This window comes from Kribbella sancticallisti, assembly GCF_039530625.1.
Lineage (GTDB): Bacteria > Actinomycetota > Actinomycetes > Propionibacteriales > Kribbellaceae > Kribbella > Kribbella sancticallisti.
This window is the reverse complement of record NZ_BAAAOS010000019.1, coordinates 48,334-64,809: the sequence shown is the minus strand read 5'-3', so window position 1 is coordinate 64,809 and position 16,476 is coordinate 48,334. Positions and strand designations below refer to the sequence as shown.

At 68.8% G+C, this 16,476-nt stretch carries 15 protein-coding genes; 4 read left to right on the top strand and 11 right to left on the bottom strand.

Features of this window, described 5'->3' with window-relative positions:
* Positions 1 to 39: 39 nt before the first annotated feature.
* On the top strand, positions 40 to 1,695 hold the full coding sequence (locus tag ABD255_RS14620) for a PucR family transcriptional regulator (protein ID WP_344213980.1): 1,656 nt from the start codon (positions 40 to 42) through the stop codon (positions 1,693 to 1,695).
* A 291-nt stretch (positions 1,696 to 1,986) separates the two neighbouring features.
* Here the strand turns inward: ABD255_RS14620 and ABD255_RS14615 are convergent, their stop codons facing one another.
* Positions 1,987 to 2,934: an electron transfer flavoprotein subunit alpha/FixB family protein gene (locus ABD255_RS14615; protein ID WP_344213978.1), complete on the bottom strand. Its 948-nt coding sequence runs from the start codon at positions 2,932 to 2,934 to the stop codon at positions 1,987 to 1,989.
* A gap of 15 nt (positions 2,935 to 2,949) precedes the next feature.
* The gene (locus ABD255_RS14610) at positions 2,950 to 3,732 is read right to left on the bottom strand and encodes an electron transfer flavoprotein subunit beta/FixA family protein (protein ID WP_344213976.1); all 783 of its coding nucleotides are present in this window, start codon (positions 3,730 to 3,732) and stop codon (positions 2,950 to 2,952) included.
* 141 nt (positions 3,733 to 3,873) lie between these two features.
* Between ABD255_RS14610 and ABD255_RS14605 the strand changes: the two genes are divergently transcribed.
* A complete protein-coding gene (locus tag ABD255_RS14605) occupies positions 3,874 to 4,608 on the top strand; it encodes a class I SAM-dependent methyltransferase (RefSeq protein WP_344213974.1) in 735 nt (244 codons plus the stop codon).
* 34 nt (positions 4,609 to 4,642) lie between these two features.
* On the opposite strand, the gene ABD255_RS14600 is transcribed toward ABD255_RS14605, so the two are convergent.
* From ABD255_RS14600 to ABD255_RS14560, 9 genes are all read right to left on the bottom strand, one after another.
* Positions 4,643 to 5,722, bottom strand: a complete 1,080-nt coding sequence (locus ABD255_RS14600) for a hypothetical protein (RefSeq protein WP_344213972.1) — start codon at positions 5,720 to 5,722, stop codon at positions 4,643 to 4,645.
* Positions 5,715 to 6,692: an acyltransferase gene (locus tag ABD255_RS14595; RefSeq protein ID WP_344213970.1), complete on the bottom strand. Its 978-nt coding sequence runs from the start codon at positions 6,690 to 6,692 to the stop codon at positions 5,715 to 5,717. The genes ABD255_RS14600 and ABD255_RS14595 overlap by 8 nt, the downstream gene beginning before the upstream one ends.
* A 20-nt stretch (positions 6,693 to 6,712) precedes the next feature.
* Positions 6,713 to 7,660 carry a class I SAM-dependent methyltransferase gene (locus tag ABD255_RS14590; protein WP_344213968.1) on the bottom strand — a complete coding sequence of 316 codons (948 nt, stop codon included), beginning with the start codon at positions 7,658 to 7,660 and terminating at the stop codon, positions 6,713 to 6,715.
* Positions 7,661 to 7,662: 2 nt separating this feature from the next.
* Positions 7,663 to 8,442, bottom strand: a complete 780-nt coding sequence (locus ABD255_RS14585; protein ID WP_344213966.1) for an enoyl-CoA hydratase/isomerase family protein — start codon at positions 8,440 to 8,442, stop codon at positions 7,663 to 7,665.
* A gap of 125 nt (positions 8,443 to 8,567) precedes the next feature.
* Complete coding sequence (locus ABD255_RS14580) at positions 8,568 to 9,605, bottom strand: Gfo/Idh/MocA family protein (protein WP_344213964.1); 1,038 nt, start codon at positions 9,603 to 9,605, stop codon at positions 8,568 to 8,570.
* Complete coding sequence (locus ABD255_RS14575) at positions 9,602 to 10,618, bottom strand: Gfo/Idh/MocA family protein (RefSeq protein ID WP_344213962.1); 1,017 nt, start codon at positions 10,616 to 10,618, stop codon at positions 9,602 to 9,604. Before ABD255_RS14575 ends, ABD255_RS14580 begins: the two co-directional genes overlap by 4 nt.
* 8 nt (positions 10,619 to 10,626) lie before the next feature.
* On the bottom strand, positions 10,627 to 11,511 hold the full coding sequence (locus ABD255_RS14570) for a carbohydrate ABC transporter permease (protein WP_344213960.1): 885 nt from the start codon (positions 11,509 to 11,511) through the stop codon (positions 10,627 to 10,629).
* Positions 11,504 to 12,388 carry a carbohydrate ABC transporter permease gene (locus tag ABD255_RS14565; RefSeq protein WP_344213958.1) on the bottom strand — a complete coding sequence of 295 codons (885 nt, stop codon included), beginning with the start codon at positions 12,386 to 12,388 and terminating at the stop codon, positions 11,504 to 11,506. Before ABD255_RS14565 ends, ABD255_RS14570 begins: the two co-directional genes overlap by 8 nt.
* Positions 12,385 to 13,674 (bottom strand): ABC transporter substrate-binding protein, encoded by a 1,290-nt coding sequence (locus ABD255_RS14560; RefSeq protein ID WP_344213957.1) that lies wholly within the window; start codon positions 13,672 to 13,674, stop codon positions 12,385 to 12,387. The genes ABD255_RS14565 and ABD255_RS14560 overlap by 4 nt, the downstream gene beginning before the upstream one ends.
* 227 nt (positions 13,675 to 13,901) lie before the next feature.
* On the opposite strand from ABD255_RS14560, the gene glgX reads away from it, so the two are divergent.
* Both glgX and ABD255_RS14550 read left to right on the top strand, forming a co-directional pair.
* The gene (gene glgX, locus ABD255_RS14555) at positions 13,902 to 15,998 is read left to right on the top strand and encodes a glycogen debranching protein GlgX (RefSeq protein ID WP_425554416.1); all 2,097 of its coding nucleotides are present in this window, start codon (positions 13,902 to 13,904) and stop codon (positions 15,996 to 15,998) included.
* Between the two features lie 25 nt (positions 15,999 to 16,023).
* Positions 16,024 to 16,425, top strand: a complete 402-nt coding sequence (locus tag ABD255_RS14550) for a PPOX class F420-dependent oxidoreductase (protein WP_344213955.1) — start codon at positions 16,024 to 16,026, stop codon at positions 16,423 to 16,425.
* Positions 16,426 to 16,476: the final 51 nt, after the last annotated feature.

Genomic DNA, 16,476 nt, shown 5'->3' with positions numbered 1-16,476 from the left:
GGTCATCCGGCTCCTAGCTTCGGAAAGGTGCTGCTTTCCGTGACCAACCGACCTCGCGCCAGCCTCGGTCGCGTGCTCGACGACCTCGGCGCCACCCTGCTCGAACTCGTGCACGGTGACCCCGACCGCCCGATGGAGATCGGCGGCATCGTCACGCACGATCCGCACGACGAACCGCTGCTCCCCCGGCATGCGTTGGTGCTCGGCGTCGGGCTCCAGGAACCATCCGTCATCGCCTGCGTACTGCGTGACCTCGGCCGCCAGCAAGCAGCCGGGCTCGTCGTGCGCGCTCCGATTCCGGCGCACGACATGATCACCAGCGCGGTCGCCGAGTCCGGCGTCGCCCTGCTCGCCCTGACCCGCGGCGCCTCGTGGGACCAGCTCGCAGTACTGCTTCGGTCGTTGCTGGCCGAGGGCGACGTCGGCGTGGCCGAGCCGGAGACCCTCGGCGGGATGCCCTCGGGGGACCTCTTCGCCCTCGCCAACGCGGCCGCCGCTCTGCTCGACGCACCCGTCACCATCGAGGACCGCAGTTCCCGCGTGCTGGCGTTCTCCGGCCGGCAGGACGAGGCCGACACCGCCCGGGTCGAGACGATCCTCGGCCGCCAGGTCCCGCAACGCTATTCGCGTCTCCTCAACGAGCACGGCGTCTTCCGCGAGCTCTACCGCACCGATCAGGTCGTCTACGTGCCGCCGCTGCCCACCACCGAGGCCGACTTCACCATTCCCCGCGTGGCCGTCGCCGTCCGGGCCGGGGACGAGATTCTCGGTTCCATCTGGGCCGCCGTGCACGACCCGCTGACCGAAGAACGCTCCCAGGCTTTGCGCGACGCAGCGAAACTCGTCGCCCTCCACATGCTGCGGATCCGCGCCGGCGCCGACGTCGAACGCCGTCTCCGCGCCGACCTCGTCAGTACCGCGCTCGAAGGCGGCGCGGGCGCCCGGGAAGCCCTGGACCGTCTCGGACTCGGCGGCCAGCCCGTCGTCGTGATGGCGCTGGCGGTCCCGGTCTCCGCCGCGGACGAATCCCTGCTCAGCGAGGCGGGCCTGGCCACCGAACGCCAGCGACTGGCCGACGCCTTCGCGATGCACCTCGGCGCCGTGCATCCGAGATCAGCCGCCGCGCTGGTCGGAGATGTCGCGTACGGGCTGGTTCCGGTGCGTCCCGATCGCGCGGACGGCGAGGAACGCGCGGTACGGATCGGCAGGGATTTCCTCGACCGGATCGGCGACCGAGTCACCGCCACGATCGGCGTCGGACCCGTAGTACGGGAGGCCGCGCGGCTCCCGCACGCCCGCGCCGGCGCCGACCGAGCCCTCCGTGTACTGCGAACCGGCCGCGGCTCGCAACGAGTCGCCCGGCTGGCCGATGTCCACGTGGAAACCTTGCTACTGGAACTCCGGGATCTGGTCGAGGCCCGGGGTGATCAGCCGACGGGCCCGATCGGCCGCCTGTTCGCCTACGACCAGCAGCACAACACCAGCCTCGTCGAGACCCTCCGAGCCTGGCTGGACGCCTTCGGCGACGTGATCGCCGCCGCAGCAGCCGTCTACGTCCACCCCAACACCTTTCGCTACCGACTCCGCCGCCTGGCCGAGGTCGGCGGCCTGGACCTGGACGACCCCGAAGCCCGCTTCGCCGCCATGCTCCAACTCCGAGTAGTAGCCCCACCTCCCCCGCGCCACACGCCTTAGCCGTTCCGCCGGCGTGATGGCGGGCTAAGTCGCACCTCGAAGACCAGCCAGTTGTAGATCGGCAGGTCGACGACCATTCCGAGCCTCGACGGCGACTCCTGCCTCGGGCTGCCCGCCGACCCGGCGAACCCGGCGGCCCGACTCGCGGGGGGAGGCGAGCCGGCCCGGCGAACCCGCCGAACACCAGGCGGCCCGACTCGGGGGGGTGGCGAGCCGGGCTGGCGAACCCGCCGAACACCGGGCGGCCCGGCTCGCGGGGGGAGGCGAGCCGGGCCGGGGTGGCGGGTTCGGTCAGGACTTGCGCTTGGTGACGTCTTCGGTGGCGGCGGGGAGCACCTTGTGGAGGTCGCCCACCACACCGAAGTCGACCAGTTCGAAGATGGGGGCTTCCTCGTCCTTGTTGATGGCGACGATGGTCTTCGAGGTCTGCATGCCGGCCCGGTGCTGGATCGCGCCGGAGATACCGGCGGCGACGTACAGCTGGGGCGAGACGGTCTTGCCGGTCTGGCCGACCTGGTAGGCGTGCGGATACCAGCCGGAGTCGACGGCGGCGCGGGAGGCGCCGACGGCCGCACCGAGTGAGTCGGCGAAGGCCTCGACCGGACCGAAGTCACCACCGGTACCGCGGCCGCCGGACACGATGATCGCGGCCTCGGTCAGCTCGGGACGGCCGGTGGCCTCCCGCGGCTTGGAGTCGGTGATGCGCGCGGTCTTCGCGGCGTCGGAGATCGAGACGTCGAACTCCTCCACCTCCGGCGAGGTCTCGGCCGCCTCCGGGGTGGCCGCGTTCGGCTTGACCGTGATGACCGGCGTGCCGTGGGTGATCTTCGCCTTGACCGTGTAGTTGCCGGCGAACACCGACTGGGTGGTGACCGGGCCCTCCTGGACGTCGACGGCATCGGTGATCAGGCCGGACTCGAGCTTGACGGCCAGCCGGGCCGCGATCTCCTTGCCCTCGGCGCTCGAGGAGATCAGGATCGCCGACGGCTCGACCTTCGCCGCGACCTGCTGCAGCGCCTCGGCCTTGGGCGCCACCAGGTACTGCGACAGCTCGGGGTCGGTCAGCGCGATCACCTTGGTGGCGCCGTACTGCCCCAGCGCGGGCAGCGCGTCCTGCACACCGTCGCCGATGTAGACGGCGACGGGCTCGCCGAGGCGGCGGGCGATGGTCAGGAGTTCCGCGGTCGTCTTACGGACCTTGCCACCGGTGTGGTCAACGAGAACGAGAACGTTCGCCATGTTCTGGATCGCCCCTCAGAGGAACTTGTTGGTGGACAGGAACTCGACGAGTTGGGTAGCGCCGCTACCGTCCTCGTCGGTGACGATCGTGCCGGCCGAACGCGGCGGCCGGGCGGTCACCTCGACGACCTCGGTCCAGGCGGCGGCCGCGCCGACCTGGTCGGGCGAGATCTCCAGGTCGGCCAGCGACCAGGTCTCGACCGGCTTCTTCTTCGCCGCCATGATGCCCTTGAACGACGGGTACCGCGGCTCACCGGACTGGTCGGAGACGCTCAGCACCAGCGGCAGCGTGCCCTCGATCGTGTCGCTGGCGGTGTCACCGTCCCGGCGGATCGTCACCGTGTCGCCGTCGACGGTCACCGACGAACCCAGCGTGACCCCCGGCAGCCCGAGCCGCTCCGACACCATCGCCGGCACGACCCCCATGCTGCCGTCGGTCGACGACATCCCGAACACGACCAGGTCGGCCTCCAGCTTGCCCAGCGCCTTGGCCAGGATCAGCGAGGTCGCCAGGGCATCGGAACCGTGGATGCCTTCGTCGTTGACGTGGACGCCAGCGTCGGCGCCCATCTGCAGGCCCTTCTTGATGGCGTCGGCGGCCTGCTCCGGGCCGACCGTGAGGATGGTCACCTCGGCATCCCCGGCCTCCTTCACGGTGAGGGCGGTCTCGACGGCATACTCGTCCAGTTCGGACAGCAGCCCGTCGACCCCGGCGCGATCCACCGTGTTGTCCTCGGAGCGGAAGCGGCGGTCCGCGGTGGCATCCGGCACGAACTTCGCGCAGACGACGATCTTCATAGCGTGTGGGACCCCTTCTGGTTAACGGTCTCTCCCCAGCCTGCCACGGATGTTACTCGCGAGAAACATATGACGCGTGCGAGTCCCATCACAGTCCGGCGGCCACAACGGCGTGCGATCACCGGGCACTAGTCTGACCAGGTGACCGAGACGTTACCGCTCACCGGCGAGAGAACAGCGCCCGGGATCTGGCACGAGAACTACTGGTTCGCGCGCCACGAGGCCGCCTATCGCTGGATCACGGCGAACTGGCTCACCGCAGAGCCCGGCAGAGTCCTCGACGCCGGCTGCGGCGAGGGCTACGGCGCCGACCTGCTCCACCGAGCGGGTGCGACCCGGGTTGTCGGGCTCGACTATGAAGGTACGACGCTTCGGCACCTGGCGAAGGCTTATCCACAGATCAATCTGATCCAGGGCAATCTCGTCCAGACCGGGTTCGCCGACGACTCGTTCGACCTGGCCGTGTCACTGCAGACGATCGAGCACCTGTGGGAGCAGCCCCGCTTCATCGCCGAGTGCGCTCGCGTCCTCGCGCCGGGCGGCGTGCTGGTGCTCTCCACGCCCAACCGGCTCACGTTCCCGAGCGGCAACTGGTACCACACCAGAGAACTCACCGAGGCGGAGTTCATCGGACTGGTCGAACCCGAGCTCGACGTGATTGGGACGTACGGACTCTGGCACGGCGAAAGCTTGCGCGCCTGGGAGACCCAGCACGGTTCCTGCGTGGGCGCGCAACTAGCCGCAGATCACGCCAAGTGGCCGCAGGACATCGTCGATATCGTCACCCGCACCGACCACCAGGACTTCGAGATCAGGCCGGGCGATCTCGACGACAGCCTCGACCTGATCGTCGTCGCCCGGCCGCGGACCAGCTAGTACGCGGACCACCCAGTACGCAGAACCCCGGCGGTCAGGGGCGTATGAAGCGTTCCGCGATCTTGCCGGCGATCAGGTAGACCAGGGCCGCGATCCCCCAGTTGACCAGCAGGGTGTTCTTCGCGGTCTCCAGCCGGAACAGGTCCTTGAACGGGCCGACCAGGTCGTGCCCACGAGCCAGCACCCAGCGGACGATCTCGTTGCTCTGGTTCGCCTGGTCGAGCGCGGTGAACAGCGCGCCGAGCGCGAGCACCGCGGCGGCCACGACGGCGATCAGCCAGATCAGCGAGGCCAGCAGGTTCCGGAACCGGTTGACGCCCGAGCCGACCGCCGACAACGCGGCCTTGCCCTTGGTGGACGAGGCTTCCTTCTTCACCACGGTCTTCGTGGCGACGGGCTTCGCGGTCACCGCAGGTTTGTTGCCAGTGGCACCAGTACCGGTGGCACCTGTACCGGCCACCGACGGCTGCCGGTGGACCGGCTTGGTCGCCGTGGTGTCGTCCTTCGGCGCCTCGGCCGCGGCCTTCTCCCGGGCCCGCTGCTCGGCGACGATCTCCGCCGCGGTCTTCGGCCTCGCGGATTTCGTCACGGTCGCGGTCGCACCACGACCAGCGGCACCCGAGTCGGTCGCGGGAGTCTCCTCAGCCTTCGCGTCCGACGGTGTCACCGCCTTCTCGGCCGCGGCGGACTCGGCCGCCTTGTCGTCGTAGGTACCCACGTCGTCCATCTCCTCAGCCGGGGTCGGTTCCTCGTCCGTCGCCGGTGCCGGCACCGGCGGTCTCCTGCGTCGGTTGACCGGGACCGGTCGCGGCGACAGTCTGCGCCGTACCCTCCAGATCGATGCCGACGGCGCGCCGTCCACTACCTCCAACGTAGCGATCTCCGCACCGTCCGTCACATCCGGCGCGGCGTCACCAGTGGCACCTGGTGTGTCAGCAAGCACGACCGGCACCGGATCGACCGTCCGGTGCGGCGCGTGCGTGATCGAGCCGTCGGTCGCGGCCTGGTCCAGGATCGACCGGATGTCGGGCTCCGCGGGCGTGGCGGACCGTACGGCGTCCGCCGGCGCGGACGAATCCGCCGCCGGCCGGGCCGCGCCGGTCTGATCAGCCACGCTGCGTCTCCTCTTCGACCACTTCGGGGACATAGTGCCCGACTGGTGAGTAACTTGAGAACCCCATAGTCACATCTGCTTTATCACCAGCAGTAGATCTGTCGTTACCCGCCGCGGGTGGCGCTGACGCGCCGGGGGCGGTGGGGTCAGCAACTGAAGGCGGTGGTGGGGTGGGAGAGGTCGGTGCGGCGCCGGGCGCAGGCGCCTCCGGCGGAGTTGGTGGTGCGGCGCCGGACGCAGTCGCCTCCGGCGGAGTTGGTGGTGCGGCGCCAGGCGGTTCAGCCTCAGGCGCTTGGCCGGCGTGGAGGCGGGCGGTGGTCTGGTCGTTGGTGCGGGCGAGTTCGGCCAGGTAGGCGCGGCGGTCGGATTCGGCTTCGTAGCGGGCTACCCGGTCGCGGACCACTACGGCGGGGATGCCGACCGCTACGGAGTACTCGGGGATGTTGCCTCGGGCAACGCTGTTGGCGCCGATGACCACGCCGCGGCCGATGTCGGCGCCGCGGGTGACCGTCACCTTCGTCGCCAGCCAGCAGTCCGGGCCGATCCGGACCGGGGACTTCACCAGACCCTGGTCCTTGATCGGCAGGCCGAGGTCCTCGGTCTTGTGGTCGAAGTCGCAGATGTAGGTCCAGTCCGCGATCAACGTCGAGGCGCCGATCTCGATGTCCAGGTAGCAGTTCACCGTGACGTCGCGGGCGAACACCACCTTGTCGCCGATCCGCAGCGTGCCCTCGTGCGCGCGCAGCCGGGTCTCGTCGCCCAGATGTACCCATTTGCCCAGGATCAGCCGGCCGTGCCCGGGCCGTGCCACGATCTCCAGTTTCTTGCCGAGGAAGACGAATCCCTCGGTGATCACGTGCGGATGCCGCAGCTTGAACCAGGCGAACCGCCAGTACCGCTTCAGGTAGTACGGCGTCCACGCCCGGTGGCGCACCACCCAGCGCAGATTCGCCGCCGTCAGCAACCGCATCCAACCAGTATGTACACGACCTACTTGGCCACCCCGGTGATCGACACGTTGTAGTAGAGCTCGTCGGGCACGACCTGGGACAGAACCTTGTCGACCTTCGACAACTGCAGCCACGACTTGTAGGCGAACATCCGCCAGCCGAACCCGAGCTTCTCCTCCGGCACCGCCGCCTCGAACGTCCGGATCGGCCACCCGACCCACGCCGCCAGCAACTCCTCCGTCACCGTCCGTACGTCGCTCGCACCGGCCCGCTCGGCCATCCGCGCGAGCGTGTCCGGGTCGAACGTGTGCAGGTCGACCACGGCCTCCAGCGCCGCGGCCCGGGACGACTCGTCCAGCTCCGACTGCGGACGCCGCCAGTGCGACAACGCCGGCAGCTTCGTCACGTTCGTGGTCGCCCACCAGGTGAGCCGCGAGAGCCGCCGCGCCACGAAATCGCCGTACCGGGTGGGCTCGCCGCAGATCACGAAGCGGCCGCCGGGCTTGAGCACGCGCAGCATCTCACGGAAGGCCAGTTCGACGTCCGGGATGTGGTGGATCACCGCGTGGCCGATGACCAGGTCGAAGGAGTCGTCGTCGTACGGCAGCTTCTCCGCGTCCGCGACCTTGCCCTCGATCGCGAAGCCGAGGGTGTCGGCGTTGCGCTTGGCCGCCTCGACCATGCCGGGCGACAGGTCGGTCACGTGGGCCTCGGCGAGCACGCCCGCCAGCTTGAGGTTCAGCGTGAAGAAGCCGGTGCCGGCGCCGATTTCGAGGGACTTGGCGTAGGGCCAGCCGTCGGTGCCCGCCACCGCCTTGAACCGGTCCCGGGCGTACTCGACGCAGCGTTCGTCGTACGAGATCGACCACTTCTCGTCATAGGTCGACGCTTCCCAGTCGTGGTAGAGCACCTGGGCGAGCTTGTTGTCGTTCCACGCGGCCTCCACCTCTTCGGCGGTGGCGGCGGGCTTGGGTCCAGCAGTGGTCATGCTCAGATTCCCTTGAACTCGGCCTTGCCGGGGCCGTTCTCGACGAAGGACTTCATCCCGATGGAGCGGTCCTCGGTGGCGAAGAGGCCCGCGAACTGCTGCCGCTCGATCTCCAGCCCGGTGTTCAGGTCGACGCCGAGGCCCGCGTCGATCGCCTCCTTGGCGGCCCGCAGCGCCAGCGCGGCACCGCGGGAGAACTGGGACGCCCAGGCGACGGCCGCGGAGTACACCTCGGCGGCGGGTACGACCTTGTCGACCAATCCGAGTTGCTGCGACTCGGCGGCATCCACGAACCGGCCGGTGTAGATCAGGTCCTTGGCCTTCGACGCGCCGATCAGGCGGGACAGCCGCTGGGTGCCGCCGGCGCCCGGGATGATGCCGAGCAGGATCTCGGGCTGGCCGAGCTTCGCGTCGTCGGCGGCGATCCGGTAGTCGGCGCACAGGGCGAGCTCGCAGCCGCCGCCGAGCGCGTAGCCGGTGATCGCGGCGACCGTCGGCTTCGGGATCGCGGCGACCGCGGACAGCGAGGCCTGCAGCGGGCCGGAGCGGCGGACCATGTCGGCGTACGACATGTCGGCCATCTCCTTGATGTCGGCCCCCGCGGCGAACACCCGCTCGCCGCCGTACAGCACCACAGCCCGTACTGCGTCGTCGGCCGTGGCCTGCTCGGCGGCGGCGCGGATCTCGTCCTGGACCTGGACGTTGAGCGCGTTCATCTTGGGCCGGTCCAACCGAATCGTACCGACGCCGTCTTCCACCGTCAGGTTGACGAACTCGCCCATCTTCCGCTCCTCAGTCCTAGTACTACCCACCGGTCACATCCCCGGCACGGTACCGGACCAGTTCGAGTCGTACTACGGGGAGGTGGGTGCCGCCTGGGGTGGGTTGGATCACCCCAGGCGGGCGGTCAGAGGTCGACGGGCTGGCCGGAGGCGACCGAGCGACGGGCGGCGTCGACGATCTTCAGGGTCCGGAGGCCGACCGCCCCGTCGGGTTGCGGGATCGAGGCGGGGGGCCGACCGGGCGTGGCCAGGCCGGAGACGCGGACGGCGGTGAGGAACTCGCCGAGCATCGTCGCGTCGAGGTTCCCGCCGATCGCCAGGAAGACCTCACCCGACGCGTCGGTGCCGCCGACGTGCGGCTGGAACGGTGCGATCTCCACCGACCCGTTCGTGCCGGTGACCTGCAGCGTCACGCCGCCCCAGGTCGGCCCGTTGTCCGGCACGCTCCACGAGCAGTCGATCGTTGCCAGCAGCCCGTTCTCGTAGGTGATCGTGACGAGTCCGCCGGTCTCGACCGAGACGCCCTTGTCCTGGTGCAGCACGTGGTTGGCGACGGCGTGCACGCGGGCCGCCTCCACGCCACCGTTCAGTCCGTCGATCAGGTCCGCGCAATGCACGGTGTGGTCGACCAGCGCTCCCCCGCCGGCCAGTTCCGCATCGGTGAACCACTGCCGCTGGGCGTACGGGATCTTTCCGTTGTTCGTTCCGATCACCGCGAACACGTCCCCGAGCCGCCCGGCTTCGACCGACGCCCGCAACCGCCCGTACGACGGCGCGAACCGGACCGGGTACGCCGTCATCAGGATCACCCCGGCCGCCTCGCAGGCAGCGAGCATGGCTTCTCCGTCGGCGATCTCCGTGGCGAGCGGCTTCTCACAGAGCACGTGTGCCCCGACCGCAGCGGCGCGTTCGACCAGACCGCGGTGCAACGCGTTCTCGCTCGTCACTACGACGGCATCCGGGCCCCAGGCGAACAGTTCGTCATAGGAGTCGACATAAGGCACCCCAACTGCTGCGGCGAACGCGGAACCGCGCGGACCGGCGTCGGGCGCAGCGGCTCCATCGGGGTCGGACGACAGCACCTCCACGTCCGGCATCGCGCCGAGCAGTTGCGCATACGACGAAGCGTGGGTATGTGCGAATGAAGCGATCGCAACCTTCACAGGGCATCTCCGGCGGGGTCGAAAGTGGTCATGTCGATCGTGCGGCCGGTCGTCATCGACTCGCGCGCGGCCTCGGCCAGGTAGACCGCCGCTGTTCCATCCGCTGCGACCACCCGCGGCTCGAGGTCACCCTTCAAGGCACCGGCCAGCTCGCGAAGCTGAGTCAGGTAAGGGCTTTCGTCCAGCGTCGAGGACGGAATCAACAGATCCGCGCCGGTCGCCCCGGACTGCAGTTCCTCGGCATACCCGGTGTCGCTGTCAGAGGTGTACTCGAGAACTCCGTCGGACCCCGCGATCGAGAACCCGCTCTTGAAAGGAGTCCCGGACGCTCCCCAGGTCGCCCGGAGATGACTGATCGCGCCACCCTCGTGCGTCAGCGTGACGTGCGCCGCCACGTTGACCGGGGAGATCCCGTCCACCGTCGGCGGACTCTGTACGGCGTACACGCTGATCACCTCGCCGCAGATCCACCGGGCCTGGTCGAGGTCGTGCACCATCAGGTCCATGATGACGCCGCCCGAGCGCGCGACATCGCGGTACCAGCCCGCCCCGGCGGGCGACGACGCCTGCCGGAAGAACCGGGCGACGGCGACCTTGCCGATCCGGCCGTCGGCCACCGCGGCGTGCGCCGCGACGTACGCCGGGAAGTACCGCACCACATGCGCCGGATAGATCCGTACTCCGGCCGCTGCCGCCGCCTCGGACAGTTCGTGCGAGTCGCTCGCGGTCAGCGTCAGCGGCTTCTCGCAGATCACGTCCCGGCCGGCCTTGATGGCGGCGAGCGCGATCTCCTTGTGCGTCGCCGACGGCGTGACGATGTCGACGAAGTCCACCGCCTCGAGGAGACCGTCCAGCGTCGCGGCGACCTCCAGTTCGTACTGCGCCGCGAGGTCCTCGGCGCCCGCGGCCGAGTGCACCAGCACCCGGGCGCCGAGCGCCTTCCAGGCCGCGACGTGAACGTGCGCGATGTTGCCCGCACCGATCAGGCCGACGGTGAGGTCAGAGACAGACATAGAAGTCCTTACTTGAGTCCGGAGAACGCGATGCCTTCGACGACGCGACGCTGCAGTACGACGATGAGAATCAGGATCGGTGCCATCGCCATCAGTGCCGCAGCCATCATCACCCCGGGCGAGATGCTGCCCTGGTACCCGCTCAGCGTGGCGAGACCGACCGCCAGCGGCATCTCCTCGGGCGACGAGGTGACCACCAGCGGCCAGAGCAGGTCCGCCCACGACGCGAGCACGGTGATGATCGCCAGCGAGATCAGCCCCGGCTTGGCGACGGGCAGGACGACCTTCCAGAAGGTCTGCCAGGGGTTGCAGCCGTCCAGCCGGGCGGCCTCTTCGAGCTCGACCGGGATCGACTTGAAGAACTGCATCATCAAGAAGGTGCCGAACGCGCTGAAGACGCCCGGCGCGATGATGCCCTGGATGCTGTCCAGCCAGCCGAGTTGCTGGACGATCTGGTACTGCGGGATCAGGTACACCTGGCTCGGCACCATCAGGATCGACAGGATCAGCGCCAGCAGAATGCCCTTGAACCGGAACGACATCCGCGCGAACGCGTACCCGGCCATCGAGCACAGCAGCAGTTGCCCCACCGTCCGGCCGACGGTGACCGCGACCGACACCCAGAACTGGTCCAGGAACGGCAGCCGCTGGAACACCTCGCTGAAGTTGCTCCACTCCAGCCCCTCCGGCAGCAGGTCCGGCGGGATCGACTGGATCTCGGCCTCGCTGGAGAACGCCATCTTCAGCTGCCACAGGAACGGGAACATCATCACCAGGCTGCCGATCACCAGCACGACGTGAGCGAGCCGGTTGCTGCCCAACCGGTTGCTGTCGGCCCGTTTCCGCGCCTGCTCGGTCTGCGGTGGCGCGGGACGCACCGCGGTGTCAGTCATAGCTCACCCACCTGCGCTGGAAGCGGAACTGGAACAGCGTCAGCAATCCGACCACCGCGAGGATCAGTACCGCGACCGCGGCCGCGTAGCCGCGCTCGTTGCCGACGAAGGCGGCGTCGTAGAACAGGAACACCAGCGACTGCGTCGACGGCATCACCGGGTTCGTCGGCCCGAGCAGCGCGAACAACTGGTCGAACAACTGGAACCCGGCGATGGTGGTGATGACGGACAGGAAGAAGATCGACGGCGTCAGCAGCGGCACGGTGATCGCGCGGAACTGCTGGGTCCGGCTCGCGCCGTCCAGCGACGCCGCCTCGTACAGCTCGCCCGGGATGCCCTTCAGCCCGGCCGACAGCACGATCATGTTGAACCCGATCGACATCCACAGCCCGAGCAGCGCGACCGCGACCAAGGCGAACCACGGCTCGGTGATCCAGGACGGCCCGTCGATGCCGACCACGCCGAGCGCCTGGTTCAGGACGCCGTACTCGCCGTTGTAGATGATCCGCCAGACCAGCGAGATCGCCGTCGGCATCGCGACGTACGGGAGGAAGAACAGCGTCCGGTAGACCATCGCGCCGCGCAGGCCGGGGCGGTTCAGCAGGTTCGCGAACAGCACCGCGATCGGGATCCCGAGCAGCACGATCGCCGTGTAGACCACGGTGTTGACGATCGCCCGGTAGACCTCGGAATCACCGGCCAACTGGCTGTAGTTCGCCGCGCCGACCCAGGTGCTGCCGCCGAACGGGCCGGTCTCGGTGAAGCTGTCGTACAGCGTCTTCAGCAACGGCCACAGGTAGAAGACCAGCACACCGAGGAACGTCGGCAGGACGAACAGCCACGGCCACTTCCCGTCGGCCGACCGCGACCGGCTCACTTCTCCTTGCCCAGCGCCTCGTCCATCGTGCTCGCGACGGCCGGACCGACCTCCGACATCGCCTTGTCACCACCGAACGCGGGTGCCAACCGGTCGAGCTCGAGCTTGTTCCAGACCCCGGTGTCCTTCGAGACCGGGTACGGCTCGGCGTACTGGTCCGCGGCCTCGATGAAGGTCTTCAGGTTGTACTGCGGCGCCGAGTCGACGAAGTCCGCCTGCGTACCGGTGTACGCCGGGTTCGCCGCGCCGGCCTTGGCCTGGATCAGCGCGGCGTCCTTGCCGCCGAGGAAGGCCAGGAACGCGGCCGCGGCCTGCGGGTTCTTCGGCTTCGCGCTCATCACGTTCGCGATCCCGTGGATCACCGTCTTGCGGTCGCCGCCGGGCGCCTTCGGCAGCGGCACCACGGTGAAGTCGTTCTTGTACCGCGACTTCAGCGCGGCCGACGCCACCCAGTTGCCGTTCCACATCATCGCGGCCTTGCCGTCGAAGAAGCGGTCCTGGCTCCGGGTCTCGGCGTTCTGCGCGGCGCTCGGGGTGTACCCGCCCTTGACCATGTCCGACCAGAACTGCAGCGCCTCGATCGACTTCGGGTCGCTGTAGCCGGACTTGCCGTCCTTGATCACGAAGCCGCCGTTGCTGAGCATGGCCGGGTAGTAGTTGGCCTGGTTGCCGAGATTGTCACCGCTGGCCCAGATGCCCTTCGGACCGAGCGCCGCCTTGAGCTTGACCGCGGCGGCCTTGTAGTCGTCCCAGGTCCACTCCGCGGTGGGCGCCGCCACCTTCGCCTCGGCGAACAGGCGCTTGTTGTACCAGAGCGCGATCGTGTCGAAGTCCTTCGGTACGCCGTACTGCTTGCCATCGAGCGTGTAGAGCTCGTTCAGCGCCTTCGGGTAGTTCGCCGGGTCGATCTGCTTGGCCTCGGTCAGACTGTCCAGGGTCGCGAGTTGCTTGTTGGCGGCGAACAACTGGAAGTTCGGGCCGTTCATCCAGAACACGTCGGGCAGGTTGTCCGACGAACCCTGGGTCTTCAGCTTGGTGAAGTACTGGTCGAAGGTGGCCAGCGAGATCGACACCTTCACGTTCGGGTACTTCTGGTTGAACGCCTTCACGATCTCCTGCATCGCGGGCTGCTGGTTGACGTCCCAGATCGCGTAGGTGAGGTCTCCCTTCACCTGCGCCGGGTCGTCGGGCACCTTCGCCTCGCCGGCGTCACCGGAGTCGCCCCCGCACGCGGTGAGGGCAAGGGCGGCCAGGACGACGCCGGCCACGACAGATGGAATTCGCATCAGATTCTCCTCGGCTCACGGGGCTGGAGAGTGCTGTCCGCAGGGAGGTTGTACCGGGCAACGGCTTACCTGGAGGGGGTGGTCCAGGTAACTAAGTAACGGTTCTTGCGTTTGTATCATTGCGCGTCTGTGTTCGCAACCGGCAACTCGTGAACACAAGAAACATCATTGCGCTCATCTCAGCCCCTCTTCGGGCGGGTTTGACCTGTCATGGGCACAATGTGCCGGTGACCGAAGCCACCGCCGCCCCGAATGAGCTCGGCCCCTCCCCCGAACCGGACCACCGGTTGGGCGCGGAGGTCCATGCCGACGGCACCACGTTCACCGTCTGGGCCCCCGCGGCCGAGCGGGTCGAACTGGCGCTGATCGGCGCCGACGGCAGCCAGCGGAACCTGGATCTCGCCCACACCGGGGAGTGCTGGACCGGGTTCGTCGCCGAGGTCGGGCATGGGCAGCGCTACGGCTACCGGGTGCACGGCCCCTTCGACCCGTCGCATGGGCTGCGGTTCAACCCGTCGAAGCTGCTGCTCGATCCCTACGCCCGGGCCGTCGACGGCGTGCTGGACTACGCCAGCCCGCTGATCTACGACTCCTCCGAGGGCGACTCGGCCGGGCACGTACCGGTCGGCGTGGTCGTCGCTCCGTCGGAACCGCCGCCGCCGATCAGCAGGCCGGTCCCGTGGGCCGAGACGGTGATCTACGAGATGCACACCAAGGGCTTCACCAAGCTCCACCCGGAGGTCCCCGAGCACCAGCGCGGGACGTACGCCGGGCTGGCGCATCCGTCGGTGATCGCGTACCTCGTCGACCTCGGCATCACCTCCGTCGAATTGTTGCCGATCCACCACTTCCTGACCGAGCCCCCGATCGCCGGGCGCGGCCTGCCCAACTACTGGGGCTACAACTCGCTGAACTTCTTCGCGCCGCACGCGCCGTACTCGTCGGCGGGTTCGCTCGGTGAGCAGGTGGCCGAGTTCAAGGCGATGGTGGCCGCGTTCCATGCCGCGGGCATCGAGGTGATCCTCGACGTCGTCTACAACCACACGGCCGAGGGCGGCTTCGACGGCCCGACGCTGAGCTTCCGCGGCCTGGACAACCGCGCGTACTACCGGCTCACCCAGGGCGGCGCCATGTACGACGTGACCGGCACCGGGAACTCGGTCGACACCTCGCATCCGCAGGTCCGCCGGCTGGTGATGGACTCGCTGCGCTACTGGGTCGAGGAGATGGGCGTCGACGGGTTCCGCTTCGACCTCGCAGTCACGCTGATCCGCAACGAACGGCACGAGGTCGACACCGTCGGGCATCCGTTCCTGGCCGAGGTCGCCGCCGACCCCGTGCTCGGCCGGGTCAAGCTGATCTCCGAGCCGTGGGACGTCGGCAACTTCGGCTACCAGGTCGGCAACTTCGGCACCCCCTGGTCGGAGTGGAACGGGAAGTACCGCGACAGCGTCCGCGACATCTGGCGCACCTCGTCGCACGGCGTACAGGACCTCGCGTACCGGCTGTCCGGCTCCAGCGACCTGTACGGCGACGACGGGCGGTACCCGTACGCGTCGATCAACTTCGTCACCGCCCACGACGGGTTCACCCTGCGCGACCTGGTCTCCTACGACCACAAGCACAACGACCTGAACCGCGAGGACAACCGCGACGGCACCGACGACAACCGGTCCTGGAACTGCGGTGTCGAGGGCGAGACGGACAACCGCCGGGTGATCGCGCTGCGGAAACGCCAGATGGCGAATCTGATGTCCACGCTGGTGCTGTCGACCGGGGTACCGATGATCACCGCCGGCGACGAGTGCGGGCGGACCCAGCTCGGCAACAACAACGCCTACTGCCAGGACAACGAGACCTCCTGGTTCGACTGGTCGCTGCCTGCCGCCTGGTCGGATCACCTGGAGCTGACCAAGAAGCTCCTCGCCCTGCGCGCGGCCCACCCGACCCTGCGTCAGTGGCACTACTTCTCCGGTCAGCCGGTCGTCCCCGGCGGCCGCAAGGACCTGTCCTGGATCGCCCCGCACGGCGGCGAGATGACCGAGGCCGACTGGCACGACGGCAACCTCCGCACCATCGGCATGTTCCTGGCCGGCGACGCCCTGCGCGGTACCGACGCCGAAGGCAACCCGCAGACCGACAACTCCTTTCTGCTGGCCCTCAACGCCACCGCGGAAACCCGCGAGGTGAGAGTCCCCGATGCCTCGTGGGCGCCGGCGTACGAGGTGGTCCTCGACACCAGCAACAGCGGCGCCACCGAGGTGGAAGCCAACGCCGTTGTCCCGCTGGCGCCCCGCTGCCTGGTCCTGCTCCGCGCTCTGTAGACCTGCGGCGTCGTAGGTTCTGGGCATGGAGATTCCGGTGGCGTTCCATGACCTGCTCGCCTCGACGGCGGTCGCCTTCGTCTCGACGATCGGGAAGCACGGCGAACCACAGGTCACCCCGTTGTGGTTCCTGTGGGACGGCGAGTCGGTCCGCATCAGCCTGGTCGAGGGCCGGCAGAAGCTGCGCAACCTGCGCCGCGATCCCCGGATCTCCCTCGTCGTCGTCGACCCCGCCCGCCCGACCCACTACATCGAACTGCGCGGGCGAGTGAGCGAACTCGCCCCGGACCCGGACTTCGACCTGGAGCGCGCGGTGGCGACGAAGTACACCGGCGGCTGGTCGGACGTCGAGCCGCCCGGCACCACGCGGTACGCGACCAGCATCATCGTCGAGAAGACCACCATGCAGATGGGGGCGCCCGAGTAGCTGCTCACCCGCGCGGGGGAAGGACACCGCTCGCTGGTGGGAGGTACGCGG